This is a genomic window from Streptomyces sp. NBC_01433, assembly GCF_026340105.1.
In the GTDB taxonomy this organism is placed as follows: Bacteria; Actinomycetota; Actinomycetes; order Streptomycetales; family Streptomycetaceae; genus Streptomyces.
The window spans coordinates 421,805-442,866 of record NZ_JAPEPM010000004.1; the positions used below are offsets into that span (position 1 = coordinate 421,805).

The following is a 21,062-nucleotide window of genomic DNA, read 5'->3' on the forward strand; positions in this document are numbered from 1 at the left end:
GCGGTGGCCGCTTCAGTCGAAAGGGCGGCGGCACGCCCTGCGCGACGCCGAGCGGAGCCATAGGGGCAGCGGGCAGCGGACTGACCGCCCCCGCACCGCGTGCACGAGGCCCATCCCGTCGCCGGGGTGGGCCTCCGCGTTGGTCATCCCCGCCCGTCCGCCGCCGTACCGCGCCGCCGTGCCCCGCCCCGGACCGGTCGTGGGCCGGTCGTGGGGTGTTGCGGTCGTTGGCCACCGCCTGGTCATGGTGCGGAGCACCGGCCCGGGGGAGCAGTGTCCACCCATTCCCCGCTCCCTCGCCCCGGCCCATATCAGTCCTCATCGGCCGCGCCGGGCACGGCGCCGCCGGTGAGCCCGCCGACCATCCCGGAGCCCCCGACCATGACCCTTCCTTCCGCTCTGTACGTCACCCCGCTCCCGTTCACCCCGACCAAGACCACGCCCTCCGAGGGAAGTACGCCCCTTCACCTGCCCACCGACAAGCAACAGAACTGGCTGGAGGGGCAGATTGGCGGTGGGGTCAGAGCAGTCGCCTACCACCTCCACGCGTCCGTGCACGTGAACAGCAGCGCCATCGTGCTCGGCCAGCAGCCCAACCCGGTCCTGTGGACCCTGGCCTGCGCCTGGCGCGACCGCATCCTGCCCTACACCCTGCACGGGCCTGCCCTGATCACCGGACGCGCCGACCTCAGCGGCACGTACCTGCCGCTTACCGGGCAGATGGCCACCCAGACACAGGCGGCACTGAAGGCGGCGGCCGGCTGGTGGCTGGAGCACGACTACGACATCCCACTGTGGCCGGTCAACCCCGCCTCCCGTCGCTTCGCGGAGGCAGTCGCCGTGACCCGAGCCGCCCTGTAGCCCGTGAAACTGAGCAGCCCCGGCATGCGCGTTCGCGTGCCGGGGCTGCTGCCGTACCCGCCGCAGCCCGGGCCCGCGCAGCCGCCCGCCCCCGACTACGCGTGGCCTCTGCCCGTGCTGCCGTGCCGTCGCCCGCCGCAGGGCGGTGCGGGTTGTCGGCCGTCGCGGCGCGCCGCCTCGCGCTCCGGCCTCCCGGCCAGAAGTTGCGGGGCTTGCCCTTGCCCGGGGGAGTGTTGATGCCGCCAGGGACCTTTCTGCCCCGTCCCATGCGGACGAGCCGTTGAGGGCCAGGCCACAGTGCGCCACACGACCGAGGCGACCGTTCGCCGTACACCCACACCGGAGATGACCACGTGACTACCCGCCCGCAGACCTTCCACATGGCGTCCTGCTTCACATACGAGCTTGGCCAGCAGGTGTTCGAGCCGCGTGATGCCGGGCGCACTCCTGCCACCGTCGTGCGCACCGCCTATGGCCCCGACGGGCGTCGACCGGTCGTCGTCCTCCAGCGCCAGGGAGAGGAGACGACACGCAACGCCAGCCCGCACCACCTGGTCCGGCTCGACGAGGAACTGCGCCCAACTCGCATCCAGCTCGACGAGTCGTTCGCGCAACTCGCCGCTTCCGTTGACGCGCACACGGCCGAATGCCCTTCCTGCCAGCGTCAGCACGCCTGGTGGGGTACCTGCTACCGGTGCCTGATCGGCAAGCGGATGATCGACGCCGCAGGCGGCCTGACCTACTACCGGGACAACGTGCTGCCGTGGCTCACCGGCAAGCCGGTCGACCCCGAACGCGTCCGCGGAGGCCAGCATGTCACCATCCGCCCGGCCGACAGCCCCGCGCACGAGGCCAGGATCTCCCAGTTCGCCGATGGCGGCCGGTGGCACGAGCCGGGCGAGGACGGCCTGATCTGCGTACGCATGGCACCCGACTGGAAGTCCGCCCTCTACCCGGCCGCTCAGGTCTTCCACCGACCGTGACCGTCTCCTCCGGCCCCCGGGCCCCGCTGCCACGGCGGGGCCCGGGGGCCGTCGGTGTGCCTGCCCCGCAGCCCTCTGCCCAGCCGCGCCGTCCCATGTCCGCCGCACGCTGCGGGACCGCCCCCGGCCGCGCCGTCCCGCCATGCCATGGCCGTGTCGCGCACGCTGCTTGACCGCCTTGCCGGCCGCCGCCCCACGGTACGGATCACCGGGCACCCAAGGGAATCGCTTCCCCGCTCTTCGGGCCCGGCCCCATCAACCACCGTCGACGGCTTTCGCCGTCTCCCGGGCAGGAGCTGAACCGATGACCACCACCACGTCCGCCGCGTCCGACGCCACCACGATGAACGCGGAGACCGCTCTCGCTCTCGCCGACCCCTTCACCCCCTTCGGCTTCGACCCCGACCGGTACGCGGAGATCATCTTCTACCGGTGCCGGGCGTGCGGAGAGCGCGGACCGGTCGGCCGGGCCCTGCTCGACGGAGACTTCAACGACCTGCCCGCGCCGGAGCAGGCTGCACACACGTGGCCCACCGACCACTTCAACACCAAGGGACACGAGTACGCCGACCGCATCTCGCTCTCCCGCGCCCCGGCCCGCACCACCACCATCCGCCGCCTGAGCAAGGCGACCCGGCCCGCCGCTCGTACCTGACCCGCATCACCATCGGATGGCCCGCGCCCGCGTACGGGGGCGGGCCATTCCCGTTGCCGAGCGTCTCGCGGGTGTTCGCCCTTTCTAAACCGTTCTTCCAAGGGTCCCTGCGGGTTGTTGTTCCTGCCCCCTGCCGGGTTGCTGCTCTCTGCCGTCCCCGGGGGTTGCTGGGGTTGGTTGCTCCCGGGTGAGTGTGCGGGCATCGAGAACGCGGTTCCCACCCCGTCGGGGTGGTGGAGCCCCAGGCCGGTGAAAGCGCCGGGCCGGACGCGTTCTCGCACTCTCCCGCCACCCCTGCACTGGAGTTGCCATGCCCGCGTCCGCCCACCCGATGGCCGCCGCCCCGTACACCGCCCCGTACGCCGCCCCGTACGCCGCTCCGTGCAGTGTCCCGGCCGTGCCCGCTCACCCGGCCCTCTACGACGGTCCCCGCGCCGCGGCCGCCGACTTCTTCACCCTCGCCCGGACCGGCCGGGCGCAGACCACGCTGCCGCCCTTCCGCGACGGCGACAGCGTCAGCTGCCCCGTGGGCGTCGAGTGGATGCGCCACGACGGCCGGTGGATCGTCCCCGGCCGGACGGGCGGCCTGACCCTGACCGACCGGACCGTCACCGGCTGGTGGCACACCCGGCACCGGCCGGGCAGCCAGTTCGCCCTGGTCCACCGGCTCACTCCTACCGAGACGAGCCTGATCACCGGCGACTGCTACACCAGCCGCAGCCGCGTTCTGAGCGTGCGTGACGGCGCGTTCACGTACGCCGAGGCGGTCTCCGGCCCGTGGCTGCGCCAACTGGCCTGGCAGGCCGCCCGCACCCGCACGGTGAGCGTCCACCTGGAGCTGCCCACCGGCATCGTCACCCTCCACTCCCGGCTGGTTGGTGACGTGTTCTTCCACCCCGACACCCCGGGTGCCACCCCGGCCCTGTGCGCCTGACCGGCGCGCTCCGGCCGTCCGGCCGCTCCCCGGCCCTGTTCCAGCGCTGGAACAGGGCCGGCCTCGGGGGAGCGGTGGCCGCTCAGCCGCCCCGTCGGGCGGCGTTCTGCCAGCCTCCGGCCGCAGATTGCGACGGTTGCCCCACGTGTCGGTCAGGGTCGGCGCCGAGTTGCGAAGCGGGCGAGCGATGAGTACCTACCTGCCCCGCCCACTGGGCCGCCGTCCGCGCGCCCGCTGAGACGGACACCCACCGGCGCCTCCGTATGCGCTGCCGCCCTACCCCGGCTCTTCGCCCACCAGCCGCCTCACACCGAGGGGAACTTCGCCATGCCCCAGAACACCGAGTCCGCCGCCGCGCATGCATGCGTCCTCACCCGCAAAACCGATGACGAGGCCAACGAGACCTGGTTCTTGCTGCACGACGGAGACCTGTTGACCGCGTTCGTTGACATCATCGACTGCGGTCACGAGTTGTGGATTACGGACATCGCCGTGCATCCCGACTACCGCGGCCGTGGGTTGGCCTCCCGCCTGCTGAACGCTGTGATCCACGAGAACCCCGGTGCGGACATCGCGCTCTCCTGCTCCGCCTTCACCGTGGATGACCTGGGGGAGTGGCCCAGAGGGGTCGCCGGTCTGCCGACCGAGGCACTGGCCGCCTGGTACACCCGGTACGGATTCCGCTCCGACCCGAACGAGGACGCCGCCGACCGCATGGCCCGTGTCGGATAGGTCTCCGCCCCGCAGCCACGGGCGCGTAGTGCGCCCGCCCGGTCCAATGCCAACCAGGCGGGCGGCTTGCGGCCGTTGCGGCCTGGCCAGCCATGGTCGGCCCCCCCCGGGGGGAGCGGTGACCACCGCCGCGCCGCCGCGCCGCCGCGCCGCCGGGCCTCCGGGCCCCGGCGTCCCGCTCCCGTGCCCTGTTGCCCACACGATCTTCGAGGACGTCGTCATGACCGCCACGCTCCGCGCCCACCGTGCCCGCAAGGCCCGCTCGCCGAGCTACGCCGACCGCCGCCCGGCCGGCCCGCGCTCGACGCGCCGCACCGTCGGCGCCGCCCGCTCCCGTCTCGCCCGCTCGTGCCCGTCCGGGCTGCGCCGCGCCGCGCCCTGGCTCAAGACGCGTGTGACGAGAGGGGAATGGCGGCACAGCGTGCAGGAGGCCGCCATCCGCCGCGGGGGCCTGGCGGCGGCGACGGCATGGCGCTGCGCCGCGTACGGCCGCGCCGTCCCGTTCCCGAAGCCCGACCGCTCGATGCTGCCCCGCGAGGAACGCATCGGCCGCCCCCGGCGCTGAGAACCGCCGCCCGCGCCCCGGACTCCGCTCCCCGGGCGCGGGGCCACCCGCATGCCGCTCGGGCCGCCGCGCCGGGTTGTCTTGTGCGGCTTGCCCTCTCCCGCCCCACACTCCACGGCACCTGACCAGAACTGCACCAGGGAGACCCGCTATGGGATACGAGCTGTACTACGAGGGCCGCATCACCTTCGACCGGCCGGTGAGGCTGGACCGTCCCGGCGCAGAGGAGCACCTCTGCGATCTCGCCCGGTTCTTCAACCCGCTGCTGTTCGAGCGAACCGAGGGCACGGACACCAAGCGCTACGTCACCGGCTTCCAGGTGGATGAGGAGAACAGCGACTGGGCCAAATCGTGGCCCTGGTCGGAGGACTTCGTCGCCATCGAAGACTTCGCGCGAGACCACCAGGTCACTCTCACCGCCCACCTGCGATGGCAGGGCGACGGATGCCCCTCCGACCCCGCCGACGACCGTGGCCACATCGTGTTCGACCTCCACGGCACGCACCATCAAGTCCCCGACAGCAAGAACGACGACCGGGCCGTTGAAGCCCACCGGCAACGCTCCTGCACCTGCTACGGCAACGCCGCCTCGCATCTCGCTCCTGCCCCGTCCCCCGAACCCGCAGCCGGCCCCGGGCCCGTGCATCGGACGGTCGGCCCGCTCGCGCCCATGCACCGCTACACCTTCTCCTCGCTCCCCACTTCCCTCCGCTTCAGCCTCACCGCCGCGACCGCCGAGGAGGCCCAGGCGCAGTCCGTGCGACTCGAACACGAGACGCACGACCTGGCCTCCCTCAGCAAGGTCGGCGTACGGATCGAAGGCATCTCCTTCGGAGACCACAGCGATACCGAGATGGCCGAGACGGACGAGCACGCCAGCGCCGACTCCTCCGACGCGTAGGGCCGCCGCCCGGCGGTTGCGCCTCTTGCCCCGCCCTCAGCCATGTTCTCCCCAGCGGCCCGGCACGGCAGACGCACGCTCTCCCCGGAGGAGTTGATGAAGGCGACACCCAGCGGCTACGTCCTCGAATTCCCGCACGTCCTGGAGGGACTGCGGGAGACCGCAGCCCAGTGCAAGAACCCGGCGCACGCTGCTGGGCTTCACCCGCGGTCCCGACGCCGTGCGGGCCCGACTCCTGCGCTAGCCCGCCCACGGGCCGCACGGCAGCGTGCGCGCCACCCGGCTCGGTCCTCGGCCGACACCTCACCGGGCCGAGCATGAGCGTTACCTTTGCGACGCGCTGCGCCCGCCTGCTGAACCCCGAACCCACGCCCCGCCCGATGCGACAGGATGAGTCAATGCCCCAACCGCCCCCTGATAGCTTCCGCCTCATCGCCCTACTCCGCGACCACGATCAGTCCAATGGCAACGAACCCGGTCCGGACGGGAAACTCGCCGGATACGACAGCTTCTCCCTCCTAGGTGCGGCCGGTGTCCGCGCCAAAATGATGTTCGAGGGTCACGGAACGCTCCGTAAGATCCTCCCGCTTGAACACCACGAGGAAATCATCAGGCTCATGGCCGCGATGTGGCGAGACGGATTCGTCGTCGGCGCCCGCTCACAACAGGCTGACGACTGACCCCCCGCAACTCGGTGATCCACCCCCTTGTCCGTCCCGTCTCTTTGCAGGGCCCATCCCGTTCCCGGGGTGGGCCTTTGCTCTGTCGTGCTCGCAACCCCCGCCCGGACGGCAACCTGCTCCCGAAATCCGCCTACACGGCCGGTGTTCGGGGGCTGCGTCATGCCCGCAGTCCCGCGCGGGTGTCTCTGACGCCTCCGCTGCTGGGCCCCGTCCGTGCTGGTTGCCGTGCTTGGCCCGCGCCAGGCCACCGTGCCGTCACCGCGCACCGGCCCCCCCGGGCCGCTCCTGCGCCGCACCCCACGTCACCGAGCGGAGAGAGCTCTCATGGGCTACATCACCTACGGCCACACCGAGTTGGACACCTACCTGCGCACCCACGCCATGAGCCGGACCGGGACCTTGTGCAACCTGAAGGACATGCTCACCCACGTGCTCGAACTTGCCCCGCTGTGGTGGGAGCACACCGGCGCCACCCTGGGCGCCCTCCGCTTCACCGGCGGGTTCATGGGCAACGCGCTGTCCGGCCTCTTCGACAACGACGACCTGTTCACCAGCTGCGCCGTCTCCGGCATCGAGCATTTGCGTGCCGGGTTCGTCCCCGACCGGGCCCGCCGCGCCCTCTACGGAGACGACCACGCCGACCGGCTGCTCCTCAACTTCCAGTTCGACACGTTCCACATCGCCGACGCCGCCGGTTCCTGCCGGTTCTTCGACGACTCTCGCCGCACCGTCGCGGCAGACACCACCGTGGCCATGCTGCACATCGACCGCAGCCCCTCGTGGGTCCATCCCAGCGGCTTCGGTCCGGGTGACCTGTCCGGCGCCGAGACGCGCATCACCACCGTGCTCACTGCGGTCGACCAGAAGACCGCGGTCCTGAACGGTTGGCGCGCGGCCATCGACGCTCGGTAACCCGGCCCCGAGAACGCCCCCGGCGGCACCATTTTCGGGCCCGTCTCCTCAACGTGCCCGCCTTCCGCACTTGCCCCGCATCGCACGCCCCCCGCCCCGATCCGCCCCGCATCGCACGCCCCCTGCCCGCCCTGCCCCGATCCGGGCCGCGTCGTACGTCGGCCCCCGGCCGCTGTGGGGGTTGTGGGGCTTGGTATGTCAGCTCGCATGCTGCGGGCTGTGGGGACACCGCCCGGTGTCTCATCCTGATGGGAAAGGACTCTCGCATGGACCTGATTCTCGTCCTGTTCGCCCTGGCCGCCGCTGTGATCATCGTTCCTACGGTTGTGGTGCCCTGGTACTACCACCGCTCCAGCCCCTTGCCTCCGGCTGTCTCACGCGGCCGGGCCGCCAACGAGGCTCTCCACCGCCCAGAGGTGAGCAGGGTCCTCGCGCTGACCGGTGTGGTGCACATTCCGCTGCTGCTGGCGGCCACCGTCCTCAGCGCCACTCGCAGCGTCTCCCCGGCGTTCACCGCCTTCTGCGCGCTCATCACAGCCGTGACCATGGTGCTCACCTGGCTCCGCTGGCTCCTTGCCCGCCTCCAGCCCGCCGCCCTGCGGGACGCCTTCACCGTCACCGCCTACCTGAACGGCTCGTCTTTCGGGTTCGACAACATCGACCAGGGCATCGAAGTCACCACCGAGGGCAAGCCGCTGCGTCTGGTGTTCACCACCCGCAGCGCTGCCAGCGCGGAGGAAGCGGCTCGGGCCGCGTTCACCCTCAGCACCAGCCACGGCCAGGACGACGCGGGGCAGGGCTGGCCCGCCGACACCCGGACACTGCATATCGATGACGCCCTGACCGTCACCACCCCCCAGGGCACCGTCACCCGCTTCGCCGTTGAACCGACCGGCATCTCCCCGCTCCACACCGCCTGACCAGCCCCGCCCCCGAGGCCCGTACCGCCACCCGGCAGTACGGGCCTCAGCCGCACCCCTCCCCGCACACCCGCCAGCGGACACTCACGTCCTGCCCGGCGCCGTGCCCAGTCCACGCCGCGCGCGGTCCTTTCCTGAGCTGGTTCCCGCCGTCCGTGCCGTTCCCGCCGCCCCGTCGCCCCGCTGCGTGCCGTGCGTGTTGTCGGTGTCCGGTCTGCTCTGGTCCGGCGGGTTTCCGGGGGTGACGGCTGCTACCCGGCTGGTGTTGCGCGGCTTACCGGCCGCGACTTCATGGTGTGCCCACCGGATCGGGCCACACCGGCCCGACCAGCCCGAACACCGGGTACAGCCGAAGGAGTTACCTGTCATGGCGCACATTGTTGATGCCGTCCTGCTCGCTGCTCTCGTATTCACCGCGTTGACTTGGGCGCTGGACCTGGGGAGCCGTATGACCCAGCTGATGACCGCGTCGGTCGTGGTCCTTGCGCTGAACGTCGCGGCCATCTGGCAGGAAAAGCCCTGGTACGTCGTCGCCTTCTACGGCGGCCTGATGGGCTTCGTCTTCCCGGCACTGCGCCGGGAGAGCATGCGCCGCAAGGCGGCCAAGCGCACGGTCTCGAAGTCGGCGACCTGACCCCTGGCACCCCCATACCAGCAACCACCGTGCGGTCTGCCCCGGAACACCCCCGGGGCAGACCGCACGTGCGTTTCCTCCGGCCTAAGGACCCTCGTCAGGGACGTCGGGGTTTGCCCTAACCGGTGACAGCCCCCAGGGGGGGTGCGGGTTGCAGGTCTAGGCCGCGTGCCGAACACGCTGCCCGCCAGCGGCCGGACATCTCCGCGCCGGACGCACCCCACCCCTCGGAGGGCAGCAGCCATGACCGCATCCGACACCACCACAACCGCCGAGCACGGCGGCCCGGCCGCCGGACACCCCGGCCCGGCAGAAGGGACACCCGTGCGGAACACGTGGGCCCCAAGCGCAGGGCACCGACGGCCCGTGCTGGCCGTCGCCGGCGGCACCGCCTCGGGCAAGTCGAGTCTCGCGCGGGCGTTGGCACGCCGCCGCCCCGAGGCCGTGGCACTCATCCACCTGGACGACTTCTACGTGCCCGCCAACGACCCGCAGCGCGGGATGCGCACCGTGAGCGCCACGGGTGCCGACATCCTGGATTGGAACCACCCCGGGTCCATCGACGAGACCGCCGCGGCCGCCGCGGTCGATGCGGCCGCCACCAGCGGCGACCACCGGCTGGTCGTGGTGGAGGGCCTGTTCGCTCTTGCCCTGCCCAAGATCGTCAGCCATGCCACCTGGCAGGTCTACGTCGACGCCCCCGACGACATCCGCCTGGCCCGCAAGCTGGTGCGCAAGATCGAGGTACAGCACCAGGACCCGCTGATCTCCCTGCGCAACTACCTGCTCAGCGGCCGCGAGCGCCACGCAGAACACGTCGCCCCCTCCCGGCACCGGGCCGGGCTCGTACTGGACGGGACGAAGCCGACAGCGGACCTGCTGGCCGCAGTTGACGACCTGATCGGTGCACATCTCACTCGCACTGACCGGCACGGCAACAACTCTGAGCAGACCCACGCCCCCACCAACTGACCGCCGCTCCGCGCCCGGCCGGTACCCCGTCGTACGCGCACCCGCCCCGCGCCTCCGCCGCGCCGGTCGAGGCGCCTGTTCGATATCACATCCGGGTTGCCGTTCTTGCCGGCCGCGCCCCGATGGTGAACCCGCCCGGCCACCACAGCGACCGGCACCCACCCCACCCGCCTGCGGGCCACCGCCCCCGCCCAGTTCCCCGGAGCCTCCCCATGACCGTGACCACGCTCGACGACCTGCGCGCGACCGCCCTCAAGAGCCTTACCACCGCCGGGTTCACCGACGTCACCACCACCGCCGCCCGCAACACGTTCGTCATCGCCACCGTCCCCGCCGCGCGCTCCACGTGGGCCGACTTCGCGCTCGCCTCCCACACGGCACTGCGCCTGACCGACCGGGCAGGCCGCGCCCGGTACGCGCTCTTCCCTGCCCCCGACGACAGCAAGCCCTACAGCCGCACCGTGTACTTCCGCGCCACCGGCCCCGGCCTCGCCGAGCAGCACGCCGGACAGGTCCTCCGCCGCACCGTCCGGATCGTCCCCGGCCACACCACCGAGGCGGACATCCCCAAGGCGCTCGCCACCGCTCTCTTCGACGACTCCCGGCGCGCGGGCGACATCACCGTCACCCGCCTCGCCTGACCCCCCAACCCGGCCCCCTGCCTCTGCGAGAGGCAGGGGGCCGTTGTCCTGCCGCACACCCTGGCCCGGTCCCGCCCGCGCCCCCCGGCGCCCTGACCCCGCCGCACCGCGCGGGCGCCGACCGCGCCCGTGCCCGCGCCGACCGTGAGGCGGGCTGGGGCAGTTGGGGTCGGCCTGCCCGGCAGCCCCGCCCCACGCGGGCACAGCGAACCCCCGCCACGCCCGCCCGCGCCCGCCCGCGCCCGCCCCGCAGGGTTGCGGGTTGCCGCCCTTGCCCGGCCCCGGGCCATGGTCAGCACACCGGCCGGCCCGGGGAGCGGTGATCACCAACCCGCCCGCCGGGCCGCCATCAGCCAGCCGACCCGGCTGCACGCACCGCGCGTACGAAGAGCCCTCGCTGACCGAGGCGTCCGCGCACACAGCCAATTCCACGTCCTTTGAGGAGACCCGTCATGGGCTACGACATGTACATCCACGATCCGATGACCGCCAAGGAAGAGGCCGCCTACCAGACGGCACGTGCGGCGTTTGACGAAGCGGTGCGCGAGCGTGACGAACTCCCGCATGGTCTGGCCGAGTACCAGGCGGCCAGACAGCGCCTGGACGCTGCGAAGGCGCGGATGAAGCAGGAAGACCAGCCCGCCGCCCTGACCAAGATCATGATCGAGGCGGGCGAGGTGATGCGACACCTGGCGGTGTCGCACCCCGGATATCGGGCCGCTCAGCAGAAGGTCGACGAGGCGTACGAGGCGATGCAGACGGCTCACACCTCGTACTTCCGTCTCAACATCCACGGCATGGGCGCGTACCGGACCGTCATGGACGAGCTGGGCATGCTCGTCACCGGATACCAGAAGCCCCGCTTCCCTGATCTGCCGGACGGCGTGACATGGGAAGACGTCGACGCCGCCGAAGAGGAGACGAACCCCGAGGTGGCTGACGTACTCCCGATCAAGACGGCGGCTGCCACCTACGTCATGGAGCTCAATGCTCACCTCACCTGGTATCTGGAACCCGCGTCCGGGATCGCCGTGCACAAGCTCGGATCGAACGACGGGTGGCTCGTCACCCCGCAGGAGATCGAAGCGGCGCTCGCGGCCTACCGGACCCACGGCGCAGACCGGGTGAAGACCCTCCTCGCCGCCGAACTCGGTGACGAGGACGACTGCACCAGCTACTGGATCGAGTGGATCGCCTACCTGGAGCGCGCCAAGGCTCGTGGCGGCTTCAAGGTCTGCTGACCCCTCCGGCCCCGGCCTGTATCCGCACCGTCGCGAGCCCCGTCTTGCCCGGCTCCCGTCCTCTCGCGGGGATGGAAGCCGCCTGATCGCCGGACGCTCCGCCAGCTGACACACGCAGCACGCCGCCGACATGACCCGCCCCCTCACACGGGGGGCGGGTCATGTCACGTCCGCCCCCACATCCCGCCGCCCCGCGCCTCCGCTGCCCCTCCGCCGCGCTGGTCGGGGCGCCCGCCCGGTATCCCGTCAGGGTTGCCGGTGTTGCCGGCTGCGCCCTGACAGTGTCACCACCCCGCCGCACAGCCCGCCCTCGGAGCCCCGCGGCCCCCACCTCTGGAAGGCAGCCCGGCATGTTCCTGCACCTGACGACCCTCCTCGACCTCGACCAGAACCCGATAGGCACCGTCGACGCCCAGTTCGTCGGCGGCGCCTTCACCAGCACGTTCATGATCGTGGCCACCGAACCCGACCGCACCGGTAGCCAGGTCGCCCTCCACCCCTACGGCCCGTTCACCACCCCCGACGACGCCCGCGCCTGGGCCGCCGCCCACCTCGCCCCGTACATGACGTACACGATCGCCCCCCTCACCGCCCCCCACACCAACGCCGAAGGCAACGCCGAACGCCGCACACCGATCCGCCACTCCACCACCGCCCGCCCCGCCCGCGCGAACACCATCGCCCGCTACTTCAAGCCGTTCGACCTGACCCGCCTGCGCCACACCACCCCGACCGACACCCCCCGCCACGGCTACACCGCCCGCGAAACCGAGCACCCCGAGCTCGGCCCGGTCGTCGAACTCACCGCCCTGGGCCCCGACGACTACCAGCGCGACCGCGACCACAGCCTCATGCAGACCGTCCTGCGCCACAACCACCCCCGCTACGAGGTCACCGACCAGGGCACCCACCTCCTGGTACGCCGCCTCTGCGACGCCGAACTCCACGCACGTGCCGACCAGGCCGCCGCCCGCGTCGCCCCGCACATCACCGCCCTCACCAACAGCACCCCGCCCCCGGCCCCCGGCGAGACCGCCGCCGACGCCGCGCACACCCTGTTCGACGCGATCCTGCGGGATGCGCGGGAAGTGGCATCCGACGACCCCGACGACTCCGACCTCATATACGAGATCCAGGACATGGCCCCGCACGACGCCCTCGCCGCCCTCAAGAAGGCGTTCCTGCCCTCGGACATGATCGAGCCCATCGCAGAAGTGCTTACCCTCCTGGCCCCGCACACCTACACCCCCCAGGCGGGCTGAACGCGCCGCCCGCCCTCGGCCAGCCCGCCGGCCCGGCCCGTGCGGGTTGCGGCTGTAAGGGCGCTCCCGGTCATGGTCAGCGCATCGGCCCCTGGGGGAGCGGTGACCACCAACCCGCCCCCCGGCCCGGTCCGCTTCCCGTCTTGCTCACCCCGTCTGGAGACGCCCATGCCCACGAGCACCCCTGCCCCCGCGCTCCCCGAGTGCGTGACCGTCATCATCTGCGCCGAGTGCGGCACCCACCCCTTCACCGCCGCTGCGGACCACACGTTCCGCTGCCCGTGCGGCAGCTGGATCACCGCCCGGGACATCGACCTGGACGGTGCGACCGTGTGGGCCGTGACCCGGACCGGACACCTGGCCTACCTGCCCGACCCCGCCGACGCATGGGAGCGGTACGTGGAGGCGCGCACCGTCATGGACGACCCGGGCCAGTGGGAACCCGGCCTGGACGACGCGCACCGCGCATTCCGCGAAGCGCTCGCCGAACTGGAGGCCGCGCAGCTCCTCGCAGCGCAGCTCCCCGACGGCGCAGACGTGCAGATCGGGCGCGTCTACCTCGCCTGTGTCCTCAACGCGGACGGCACGCTCAGCGGCTCGAACGCATCGGCCCTGGGGTGGCCGTGCGAGGCGTGCTCGCCCCGGGCGACCGACCCGTATTACCAGCAGCGCTACCCCTGCCGGAACCCGCGCGGCCACGCCTGGACGCAGGTCCGCGACTGGGAGCGCAACGTCAACACCCATCGCAACGACCGCTACGTCGTCCGCTCGCCGCTCGCCCCGGACCTCCCCACCGCCCGCCGCCTGGCCGCCGAGAAGTGCGCCGCCCGCGCCGCCGTTCTCACCGCGTAACCCCTCCCACCCGCCGGGGCGCGGCACCCTCGCCGCGCCCCGCTCGCGCCCGTCGCTTCCTGATGCGCCGACTCCCCGACGCCGAGCCCGCGCCATCAGGAGTTGCAGGTATTGGCGTACGCCCGGCCACAGTCAGCCCACCGGCCCCGGGGGAGCGGTGACCACCCTCCCGCCCCCTCTTCCGACCGGCCGCCCACCCCCGACCAAGGACGCCCACGGCCCGGCACGAAGCCCAGCCCCCGCGCAGGTCACACGCCACCCGAGGAAGCCAATGGCCATCACGCTTACCAAGACCACCGCCGGACGCACCCACCTCCACACGGCCATCGCCTACGACGCCCCCGGCAACAAGTTCATCAGCATCCAGCATGTCTGGAACGGCATCGAGACGGTCCACAGCACCGAGATCCTCTACGCCGGGGACGGCATGGTCCTCGCCGGTGACGCCGAAACCCAGCTCGCACCGATCATCCAGACCCTGGACACCGCCCTGCGGCACGGGACGGCCGTGCTGGAGGTCATCACCGACCACGTCGCGGCCTCACACCCCCTGACCATCCAGCGGTACTACAGCTACGCCGGCCGCCACCTCACCGACTCAGCGTTCAACCAGGCAATGTTCGGCCACGCCCCGGCACTGCTCGCCGCCACCGAGCGCACCCGGCAGGCCAGCTACACCACCTCCCTCCAACACGTGCAGAACGTGATCGACGAGCGCCGGGCGGAAGACGAGCGCTCCGCCGCCCGCATCGCCCAGGAGATGAAGACCCGCGCCTTCTGGATCCGCCGCCACCGTGAGCACCTCGCCATGGCCCGCGGCTCCCGCCGCGCAGGCGAACACAACTGGCACGCCTACGCCCTCAACGCCGCCGCGTTCGACCGCACCCAGGCCGCCGCCATCCCCACCTAGACACCGGCCCCACCCCGACCCCGCCCCTCACGGCCGAACCACTCCGGCCAGGACTGCCGACCCGCCCCCGCCGTCGACGTTCAGCACGCCGGTACTCCAGCCCCGAGCCCACGGGGGCGCCAGACCGCCGCCCGCCGCAGCTCCGACCGCGGCAGTCGGCGGCCTGGCCCGTCCGCAGCACGGTCCCGGCGGTACGCGACTAGGCCCCCGCGCGGCAACGTACCTCAGCGCACCCCGCCCAAATGAGAGGGAACCCGAGCATGCCGAACCCCGAGCTCGCAGCCCGTATCCGGACCGCGATCCTCACCCACCCCCACCACTACGACCCCACTGCCTGGCTTCGCGGGACCACCCTCCTACACCCCAACACCCCGCCCCACGAAGCCGACTCCCCGTGCAGGACGACCCTGGACGCCGCCGGATACGCCGCCCACTTCACCGGCCACACTCTCGAAGTCGCCGACGATCCCGCCGACTCCCACGGCAGCCGCGCCACCCGGACCCTCGCCCACACACCCGGCAGCCAGCCCCTGCCCGTCTGGATCGTCGCCCAGCGGGAACTGGACCTGACCGGCAATGACGCCGGACGGCTCTTCGCCTCCTGCACCAGGGCAAGCACAGTGCTCGCCGCGCTCGCCCAACTCGCGGGCGGCGCGCCCCGCATCGACTGGGACGCCATCCCGTAGTAACTACCCCCGCCGCCCAGTCACCCGCCGCTTCCTCCGCGCCCGCGCCGACCAGGCCGCCCCTCTCGTCGCCCCCCACTTCACCGGTCGGTCTCCCCGCCACCTGCCCCCCGGCGCTGCCCCCTGGCGGGACGGGTGCGCTGACAACTGTTCACCTGCTCCCGTCCACCGGACCTCCAGCCAACGACCTTGCGCCGCTAGCCCGCTGCGCCCTCAAGCTGACATCAGCCCGCCGCCAGTCACCACCCGCAACGGCCCGGCAGCCCCCAGCCCGAATCTTCACCCTGCGCCCCGCATCTGCGGGACGCACCGCCCAACAACGTACGGAGAGAATTCATGAACCTGTTCGGCAAGAACACCACCGCACCCACCACCCAGCTTCCGGCCCCCACTGGCCGGGGCCCGGCAATCAGCCTCGACAAGATCCCCGGCAGCCTCGTCAACCTCACCAAGGCCGCCGCCGTGTCCCTGGAAAAGGCTGGACTGACCGGGCAGCGCGCCGCCGTGTACCTGGTCCTCGACCACTCCGGAAGCATGAGCAACTTCTACGCCGACGGCAGTGTGCAGCGCCTCGCCGAGCAGGCTCTCGGACTGTCCGCGAACCTCGACGACGACGGCAACGTCCCCCTCATCTACTTCGCCTCCCAGGCCCACACCCCCATCACTACAGACCTCCACAACTACGCGGGAATCGTTGACCGCACTCACAGCAGGACCCCGTGGGGGACAACCGACTACGTCGCCGCGATGAATGCCGTCATCAGCGACTACCGCGCCAGCGGACAGGCCGGACCCGCGTTCGTCATCTTCCAGACCGACGGCGCACCCAACGACAGGCGAGCCACCGAGCGCGCTCTGAAGGACGCCTCCAAGCTCCCGATCTTCTGGGCGTTCGTCGGCTTCGGCGGGCGGGTCGAGTTCCTGGAGAAGCTCGACGGCCTCCGCCGCGGACGCAAGGTCGACAACGCATCGTTCTTCCACGCCGCGAACCCGCACACCGTCACCGACGATCAGCTCTACGACGGCCTCACCCACGAGTACGCGGGATGGCTCGCCGCAGCGACCGCTGCCGGAATCCTCACCTGACACCTCACTCTCCACCCCCGGCCCCGTCACCGCGTACTCCTGCGGAGGCGGGGCCATCCCCATGCCTCTCCCGCAACGGCCCCGCACCCGGCCCACGTCCCCGGGTGCGGGGCCGTTCCCGTTCCCGTACCCCGGCCGCCCGCCGCCCGCCGCCCGTTCGGCTGGCCGGGGGACGGGGCCACCGCCGCACCGCCGGCCCGGCGGCCGACCGTGCCCGAACAGCCGCCTGGTTGCGGCCCTTGCCCCACACCCGGCCATGGTCAGCACACCGGCCCGGGGGAGCGGTGCCCCCCTCCCGCCCCCTCGGGCCGCCTCAAGCCCCCGCCCACAAAGAGCCCGTGGCCGTGACCTACACCCAGAAGCGGCAGCGCATGCTGCGCCGCGCCGCCGAGACCCCGTACCCCGCGATACGGCAGCACATCGAGCGCAACCTCGCCGAGCTCAAGCCGCCCACCCCTCGCCGGGTCGTCACCGAGTGGTCCGAATCCTGCGCGTGCGGCGGCAACTTCCTCGGCCACGAGGAAGAACCGTGCCTCCCGGACTGCACCGGCTACTACCCCGTGCGCGAGTGGATCGTCCTTGGCCACTCCGGAGGCGGTCCCCAGGCAGCCGGCCAGCCCGGCGACAGCTACGGCCCCACCCTCGCGGGCCCCTGCTACGACTGACTCCCTCTCCCACAACGGCCCCGTACCCGGACCCCACAGCCCGGGTACGGGGCCGCACCCATACCCCCTCGCCGTCCGTCCGTCGGTCCGCCACGGCTTGCCCGGCTAACCGGCCGCCACCGCACCGTCACCCCATCAACCAGCCCCACCCCGATGGGAGTACCACCCCCATGACGACCGCCGTGACTCGCCCTCTCACCGTCACCGCCCGCATCGACACCGTCGATGCCGCCCCCGTCGACACCGCCCCCGCCCCGGCCGCGTACACCGCCACCGTCTACATGAACACCGCGCCCCACAACTTCGACGGCTACCAGCTGGGCCACCCGCTCGCCGAGGCCACCCGCCGAGACGGCAGCCCCCTGCGCCTGGTCTTCCACGCCAGCGACCGCATCCGCACCCACGAGGGCGCCGCCGACGCCGCCTACACCGTCGGCAATCACCAGGGGCCCGACGACAACGGCCAGACCTGGCCCAACGACATCCGGTCCGTCTCCACCGGCGACGTCATCAAGGTCACCGGCCCCGACCACTGGATCGTCCACCTCAGCGTCGACCCGACCGGCTTCTCCGCCGTCCCGGAGCCCACCGCCCTGGTCAACCTCGCCGGAACCCGCGCCGCTCCTCGCCGCCGCTGACCCTCCCGCGCCACGGCCCCGTCCTGCACCCCGCCGCCGGGCGGGGCCACCCCGCGCACACGGCGGCGACACCTCACGCCGAGACGCCCAACTCGCCGTGACCCGCCCCTCGTGTCCGCCCGGCGCTCCCGCCCCCGCTCCGCCGCCCACGAATCCCGCAGCACCCGAACGGATAGGCCAACACCACATGCTCACCCTGAGGTTTGCCCTCAACGAGGTCCTCGACGTCGCCACCCATTCGATGCTCGCCCCACGCCACACGCTGCGCGCCACCTACGACCAGTGCCAGAACGAGGAAGACGTCCACGCCGCCCTGTGGTGGCTACGCGACAGGAGCGGCACGTACCTGACCGGGAACTCCACCCACCCAGGCGCACCCCGCGATGTGTTCGCCCAGGGGTACGGGCCCGGCGGTGACGACGCATCCGGCATTCTCGGCGCCGACGACCGCGTGATCGACGCATTCCCGCTGCACGACCCGAACACCAGGCAGTGCCTGCACTCCGATCTGATCCGCGCCCATCGCGACGGCCACAACACCCTGACGATCACCCTGGGCGACGACGCCACAGACCTGCACACCCTCCGCGCCGACGTTCCCATCGCCCCGCACGGGCTCACCACATACACGCAACGGATCGTCGACCTGGCCGCATCCAAGGAGCTACGCCTGACCTGGAAGACAGGCAAGGCCGTCCATCTGCTCCGCCTGGCCGCCCGCGGCCCGCACGGCGTGAACGGCCACGTCATCATCGGGGCCCGCTCCGGCAAGGTGCTGCGCGCCACGCTCACCTACCCGTCGGACCCCCTCACCACGAAGACGGCCAAGGGCACCAACGACGTCCGCGACCTCCTCACCAACCTGGCGCCGTCCCCCTGCCCGCCCCGCTGCACCGCTCCCAGCATCGACGCCTGCCTCAACCGCGCCCCCCACAAGTAACCCGCCCGCCCCAGAAGCGGCCCCGTGCCGGACACCTGTCCCCGGCCCGGGGCCGCCCGCATACCCCACCCCACAGTGCCGTGCCTTGCCCGGCTAACCCCCCGGCATCCCACCGTCACCCCTGCCGCGCCCGCCCCAGCACCACGCCACAGGCGGCCCCGCACACCTCCATCCAGCTCGACCGACAGGGACCCCGACATGAACCAGCACACCCCGACCACCGAAGCAGACCCGCAGCCCGGCACCCCCGAGTACTTCGACGCCCTGCTCCGCGAAGTCCTCGGCGACGCCTACCGGCCCACCGCCAAACAGGACTGCACCCTCACCTTCCCCCTCGACCAGGTCCTCTCCGCCGCCGAGCACGCCATCGCAGCACCCAAGCACGCCCTCGGCCCCGGCGACACCGACGCACACCCCCGCCTGTGGTGGATCAAGGGCGACGGCACCTTCCTCATGAGCAACGGCATCGACAACACCCCCAACGCCCGCGATGAGAAAGGCCACTGGCGCCACATCGCCTTCGCCGACACCTGGGGACCGGGCTCCGACCCCTCCACCGTCCTCGGCGGCGACGACCTCCACGAAACCCTCGACCTCACCACCACCCCCGGCGACGGCCCGGCCCTGATCGACATGCTGCGCACCGCCACCGCCGACAACGCCACCCACTTCCTGCTCCACATCGCCTACGACGACGAGGGCATGCAGCTCACCATGACCACCAAGTAACCCCCGCACCACCCTGCGGCCCCGCGCCGGACACCCGTCCGGCGCGGGGCCGCCCCCGTGTTTCCCGCCTGAGGCACCCGCCACCCCAACCCGTATCCCGCCTCCCGGCACCCATACCCCACCCGCGCCCCACACGCCCCCCAGGCCGCCTAGCGTCCGAACGAACCAGCAGGCCAGGCCACAACCAGAAGGGGGGAGCGCCGTGAAGCACGAGACCACCATCAACGAACTCGCCCAATACGCCGGACTCTTCAGCGCCGTCGACCACATCACGGTCCCCGAGACCAACCCGGACACCGACAACACCGAGGAGGTCACCCTCCCCCCGCCGCTCATCCGCCGCTCCCAGCGCCGCGACACCATCGTGTGGGTCCTCACCCCGCCCGGCATCCACGAACGCATCTTCGTCGCCGACCAGGCCACCGTCATCGTCTACCTCAAGGACATCGACCCCGGCCGCTTCACCGGCCACGTCCCCCAACAGCAGGCCCCCGCGCCCGGCACCTGGCAACAGCAGCAGCCCGCCGCGCCCACCGCCTATCCCACCCAGCAGCAGACCCCGGCGGCCCCCCAGCCGGCCGCGCCCCAGCGGCCAGCCGCCCCCTGGTCGAACCAGCCCAGCTGAACCCCGACCCCCGGCCCCGGCCACCGCCCCCGCGGTAGCCGGGGCCGCTCCATACCCGCACCCCGCCTCACCGCGACGACTCCGGCCACCCCGGCCGTGCCCCGCCCACACCTCCCGGCGCCCCCGAGGGCCCGGCCGGCGGAGTGGTCGGAAGAACATCCTGGGCAGGAGCGACCGGAGGAACCGCAGGAGCAGCCGGAGCAGTCACCGCAGGAGCGGCGGCCGCAGCCGCACCCTCGCCGCGCGACACCGCGCCCGCCTGCCCCGGCGCCCGCACACCATCAAGCTGCTGCTCCCCGCCCGGCCCGCCCGCCTTCGCCTTCTCCGGCACCCTCGCCCTCTCCGAGGCGTCCGCCTTCACCTTCCCCAGTGCCGTCTCCGAGCCCTCCCCGGCCGAGTCCTCACGCCCCAGCCGCCGCAGCTCCTTGATCCGCTCTGCCCCCACACCCAGCCGGTGCCCGCACCCGGCCACCGTCTCCCCGGCCTTGCCCATCGCCAGCACGACCCGCGCCGCCGCCACCTTCGCCGCGTCGATCCGCACCTGGCCGCGCTCACGCACCCGAGCCACCTCCTCCTCCACCTCGGAGGCCGCCACAGCCTCGTCCTCCACTGCCAACTCGAAGTCCGCCACCAGGTCATCGAACGCCGCCTCCTGGCGCAGCCGCTCGGCCTCCGCTTCCTCCGCCACCCGCCGCCGCTCGGCCATCCGCTCCGCAGCACGCTCCAACGCCGCCTTCCGGCGTGCCAGCAGCTCGCTGTTCTTCCCCTTGCCCTTGGTCCGGCTTGACGCCACCGCAGCCACCTCCCGGCCGACCGGCCCACCCCCGTGGCGGGCCGCGTCACGCCAGTCTCAGCCGCCCGCACACCTGCCAACCCGCTGGAGCCGTTCACGTCCCAGGCCGTAGCACACCCGTCGCTGCGCCCGGTCCTGCTCACGGGACGACGTCCGAACCCGGCGGGGGAGAGGGCTCCGGCCGGGGGCGGTCCTGGTGAGGGGGCTGCCTGAACCGGGGTGCCGGTGGGTGCCGGTGGTGT

25 protein-coding genes are annotated in these 21,062 nt (G+C 72.3%); 24 read left to right on the forward strand and 1 reads right to left on the reverse strand.

Features of this window, described 5'->3' with window-relative positions:
- Positions 1-381 precede the first annotated feature (381 nt).
- The 24 genes from OG413_RS41510 to OG413_RS41625 all read left to right on the forward strand — a co-directional run bounded on the left by OG413_RS41510 (position 382) and on the right by OG413_RS41625 (position 20,027).
- Positions 382-861, forward strand: coding sequence for a hypothetical protein (locus OG413_RS41510; RefSeq protein WP_266814939.1), 480 nt, complete (start codon positions 382-384; stop codon positions 859-861).
- 353 nt (positions 862-1,214) lie between these two features.
- Entirely contained in the window at positions 1,215-1,844 is a 630-nt protein-coding gene (locus tag OG413_RS41515; RefSeq protein ID WP_266814941.1) for a hypothetical protein, read from the forward strand.
- A gap of 304 nt (positions 1,845-2,148) precedes the next feature.
- Positions 2,149-2,499, forward strand: a complete 351-nt coding sequence (locus OG413_RS41520; protein ID WP_266814943.1) for a hypothetical protein — start codon at positions 2,149-2,151, stop codon at positions 2,497-2,499.
- Between the two features lie 310 nt (positions 2,500-2,809).
- A complete protein-coding gene (locus tag OG413_RS41525) occupies positions 2,810-3,433 on the forward strand; it encodes a hypothetical protein (RefSeq protein ID WP_266814945.1) in 624 nt (207 codons plus the stop codon).
- A 327-nt stretch (positions 3,434-3,760) separates the two neighbouring features.
- Complete coding sequence (locus tag OG413_RS41530; RefSeq protein ID WP_266814947.1) at positions 3,761-4,165, forward strand: GNAT family N-acetyltransferase; 405 nt, start codon at positions 3,761-3,763, stop codon at positions 4,163-4,165.
- Between the two features lie 220 nt (positions 4,166-4,385).
- Entirely contained in the window at positions 4,386-4,730 is a 345-nt protein-coding gene (locus OG413_RS41535; RefSeq protein WP_266814949.1) for a hypothetical protein, read from the forward strand.
- A gap of 151 nt (positions 4,731-4,881) precedes the next feature.
- Positions 4,882-5,631: a hypothetical protein gene (locus tag OG413_RS41540; RefSeq protein WP_266814951.1), complete on the forward strand. Its 750-nt coding sequence runs from the start codon at positions 4,882-4,884 to the stop codon at positions 5,629-5,631.
- Between the two features lie 317 nt (positions 5,632-5,948).
- Positions 5,949-6,311 (forward strand): hypothetical protein, encoded by a 363-nt coding sequence (locus OG413_RS41545; RefSeq protein WP_266814953.1) that lies wholly within the window; start codon positions 5,949-5,951, stop codon positions 6,309-6,311.
- 327 nt (positions 6,312-6,638) lie between these two features.
- Positions 6,639-7,226, forward strand: a complete 588-nt coding sequence (locus OG413_RS41550; protein WP_266814955.1) for a hypothetical protein — start codon at positions 6,639-6,641, stop codon at positions 7,224-7,226.
- 266 nt (positions 7,227-7,492) lie between these two features.
- A complete protein-coding gene (locus tag OG413_RS41555; RefSeq protein WP_266814957.1) occupies positions 7,493-8,146 on the forward strand; it encodes a hypothetical protein in 654 nt (217 codons plus the stop codon).
- 367 nt (positions 8,147-8,513) lie between these two features.
- Positions 8,514-8,780, forward strand: a complete 267-nt coding sequence (locus tag OG413_RS41560; RefSeq protein WP_266814444.1) for a hypothetical protein — start codon at positions 8,514-8,516, stop codon at positions 8,778-8,780.
- A gap of 366 nt (positions 8,781-9,146) precedes the next feature.
- The gene (locus OG413_RS41565) at positions 9,147-9,752 is read left to right on the forward strand and encodes a uridine kinase (protein WP_266814442.1); all 606 of its coding nucleotides are present in this window, start codon (positions 9,147-9,149) and stop codon (positions 9,750-9,752) included.
- A gap of 212 nt (positions 9,753-9,964) precedes the next feature.
- The gene (locus tag OG413_RS41570) at positions 9,965-10,393 is read left to right on the forward strand and encodes a hypothetical protein (protein ID WP_266814440.1); all 429 of its coding nucleotides are present in this window, start codon (positions 9,965-9,967) and stop codon (positions 10,391-10,393) included.
- Between the two features lie 452 nt (positions 10,394-10,845).
- Positions 10,846-11,634, forward strand: a complete 789-nt coding sequence (locus OG413_RS41575) for a hypothetical protein (RefSeq protein WP_266814438.1) — start codon at positions 10,846-10,848, stop codon at positions 11,632-11,634.
- A gap of 350 nt (positions 11,635-11,984) precedes the next feature.
- Entirely contained in the window at positions 11,985-12,896 is a 912-nt protein-coding gene (locus OG413_RS41580) for a hypothetical protein (RefSeq protein WP_266814436.1), read from the forward strand.
- Between the two features lie 168 nt (positions 12,897-13,064).
- On the forward strand, positions 13,065-13,748 hold the full coding sequence (locus OG413_RS41585; RefSeq protein ID WP_266814435.1) for a hypothetical protein: 684 nt from the start codon (positions 13,065-13,067) through the stop codon (positions 13,746-13,748).
- 271 nt (positions 13,749-14,019) lie between these two features.
- Positions 14,020-14,658 carry a hypothetical protein gene (locus tag OG413_RS41590; RefSeq protein ID WP_266814434.1) on the forward strand — a complete coding sequence of 213 codons (639 nt, stop codon included), beginning with the start codon at positions 14,020-14,022 and terminating at the stop codon, positions 14,656-14,658.
- Between the two features lie 260 nt (positions 14,659-14,918).
- On the forward strand, positions 14,919-15,344 hold the full coding sequence (locus OG413_RS41595) for a hypothetical protein (protein WP_266814432.1): 426 nt from the start codon (positions 14,919-14,921) through the stop codon (positions 15,342-15,344).
- A gap of 336 nt (positions 15,345-15,680) precedes the next feature.
- The gene (locus tag OG413_RS41600) at positions 15,681-16,430 is read left to right on the forward strand and encodes a VWA domain-containing protein (protein WP_266814430.1); all 750 of its coding nucleotides are present in this window, start codon (positions 15,681-15,683) and stop codon (positions 16,428-16,430) included.
- A 344-nt stretch (positions 16,431-16,774) separates the two neighbouring features.
- Positions 16,775-17,095 (forward strand): hypothetical protein, encoded by a 321-nt coding sequence (locus tag OG413_RS41605; RefSeq protein WP_266814428.1) that lies wholly within the window; start codon positions 16,775-16,777, stop codon positions 17,093-17,095.
- Between the two features lie 170 nt (positions 17,096-17,265).
- Positions 17,266-17,733 carry a hypothetical protein gene (locus tag OG413_RS41610; RefSeq protein WP_266814426.1) on the forward strand — a complete coding sequence of 156 codons (468 nt, stop codon included), beginning with the start codon at positions 17,266-17,268 and terminating at the stop codon, positions 17,731-17,733.
- Positions 17,734-17,920: 187 nt separating this feature from the next.
- A complete protein-coding gene (locus tag OG413_RS41615) occupies positions 17,921-18,673 on the forward strand; it encodes a hypothetical protein (RefSeq protein ID WP_266814424.1) in 753 nt (250 codons plus the stop codon).
- Positions 18,674-18,871: 198 nt separating this feature from the next.
- On the forward strand, positions 18,872-19,402 hold the full coding sequence (locus tag OG413_RS41620) for a hypothetical protein (protein ID WP_266814422.1): 531 nt from the start codon (positions 18,872-18,874) through the stop codon (positions 19,400-19,402).
- A gap of 202 nt (positions 19,403-19,604) precedes the next feature.
- Positions 19,605-20,027 carry a hypothetical protein gene (locus tag OG413_RS41625; protein ID WP_266814420.1) on the forward strand — a complete coding sequence of 141 codons (423 nt, stop codon included), beginning with the start codon at positions 19,605-19,607 and terminating at the stop codon, positions 20,025-20,027.
- A 67-nt stretch (positions 20,028-20,094) separates the two neighbouring features.
- Here OG413_RS41625 and OG413_RS41630 read toward each other — a convergent pair whose 3' ends face one another.
- On the reverse strand, positions 20,095-20,820 hold the full coding sequence (locus OG413_RS41630) for a hypothetical protein (protein WP_266814418.1): 726 nt from the start codon (positions 20,818-20,820) through the stop codon (positions 20,095-20,097).
- Between the last annotated feature and the right edge of the window lie 242 nt (positions 20,821-21,062).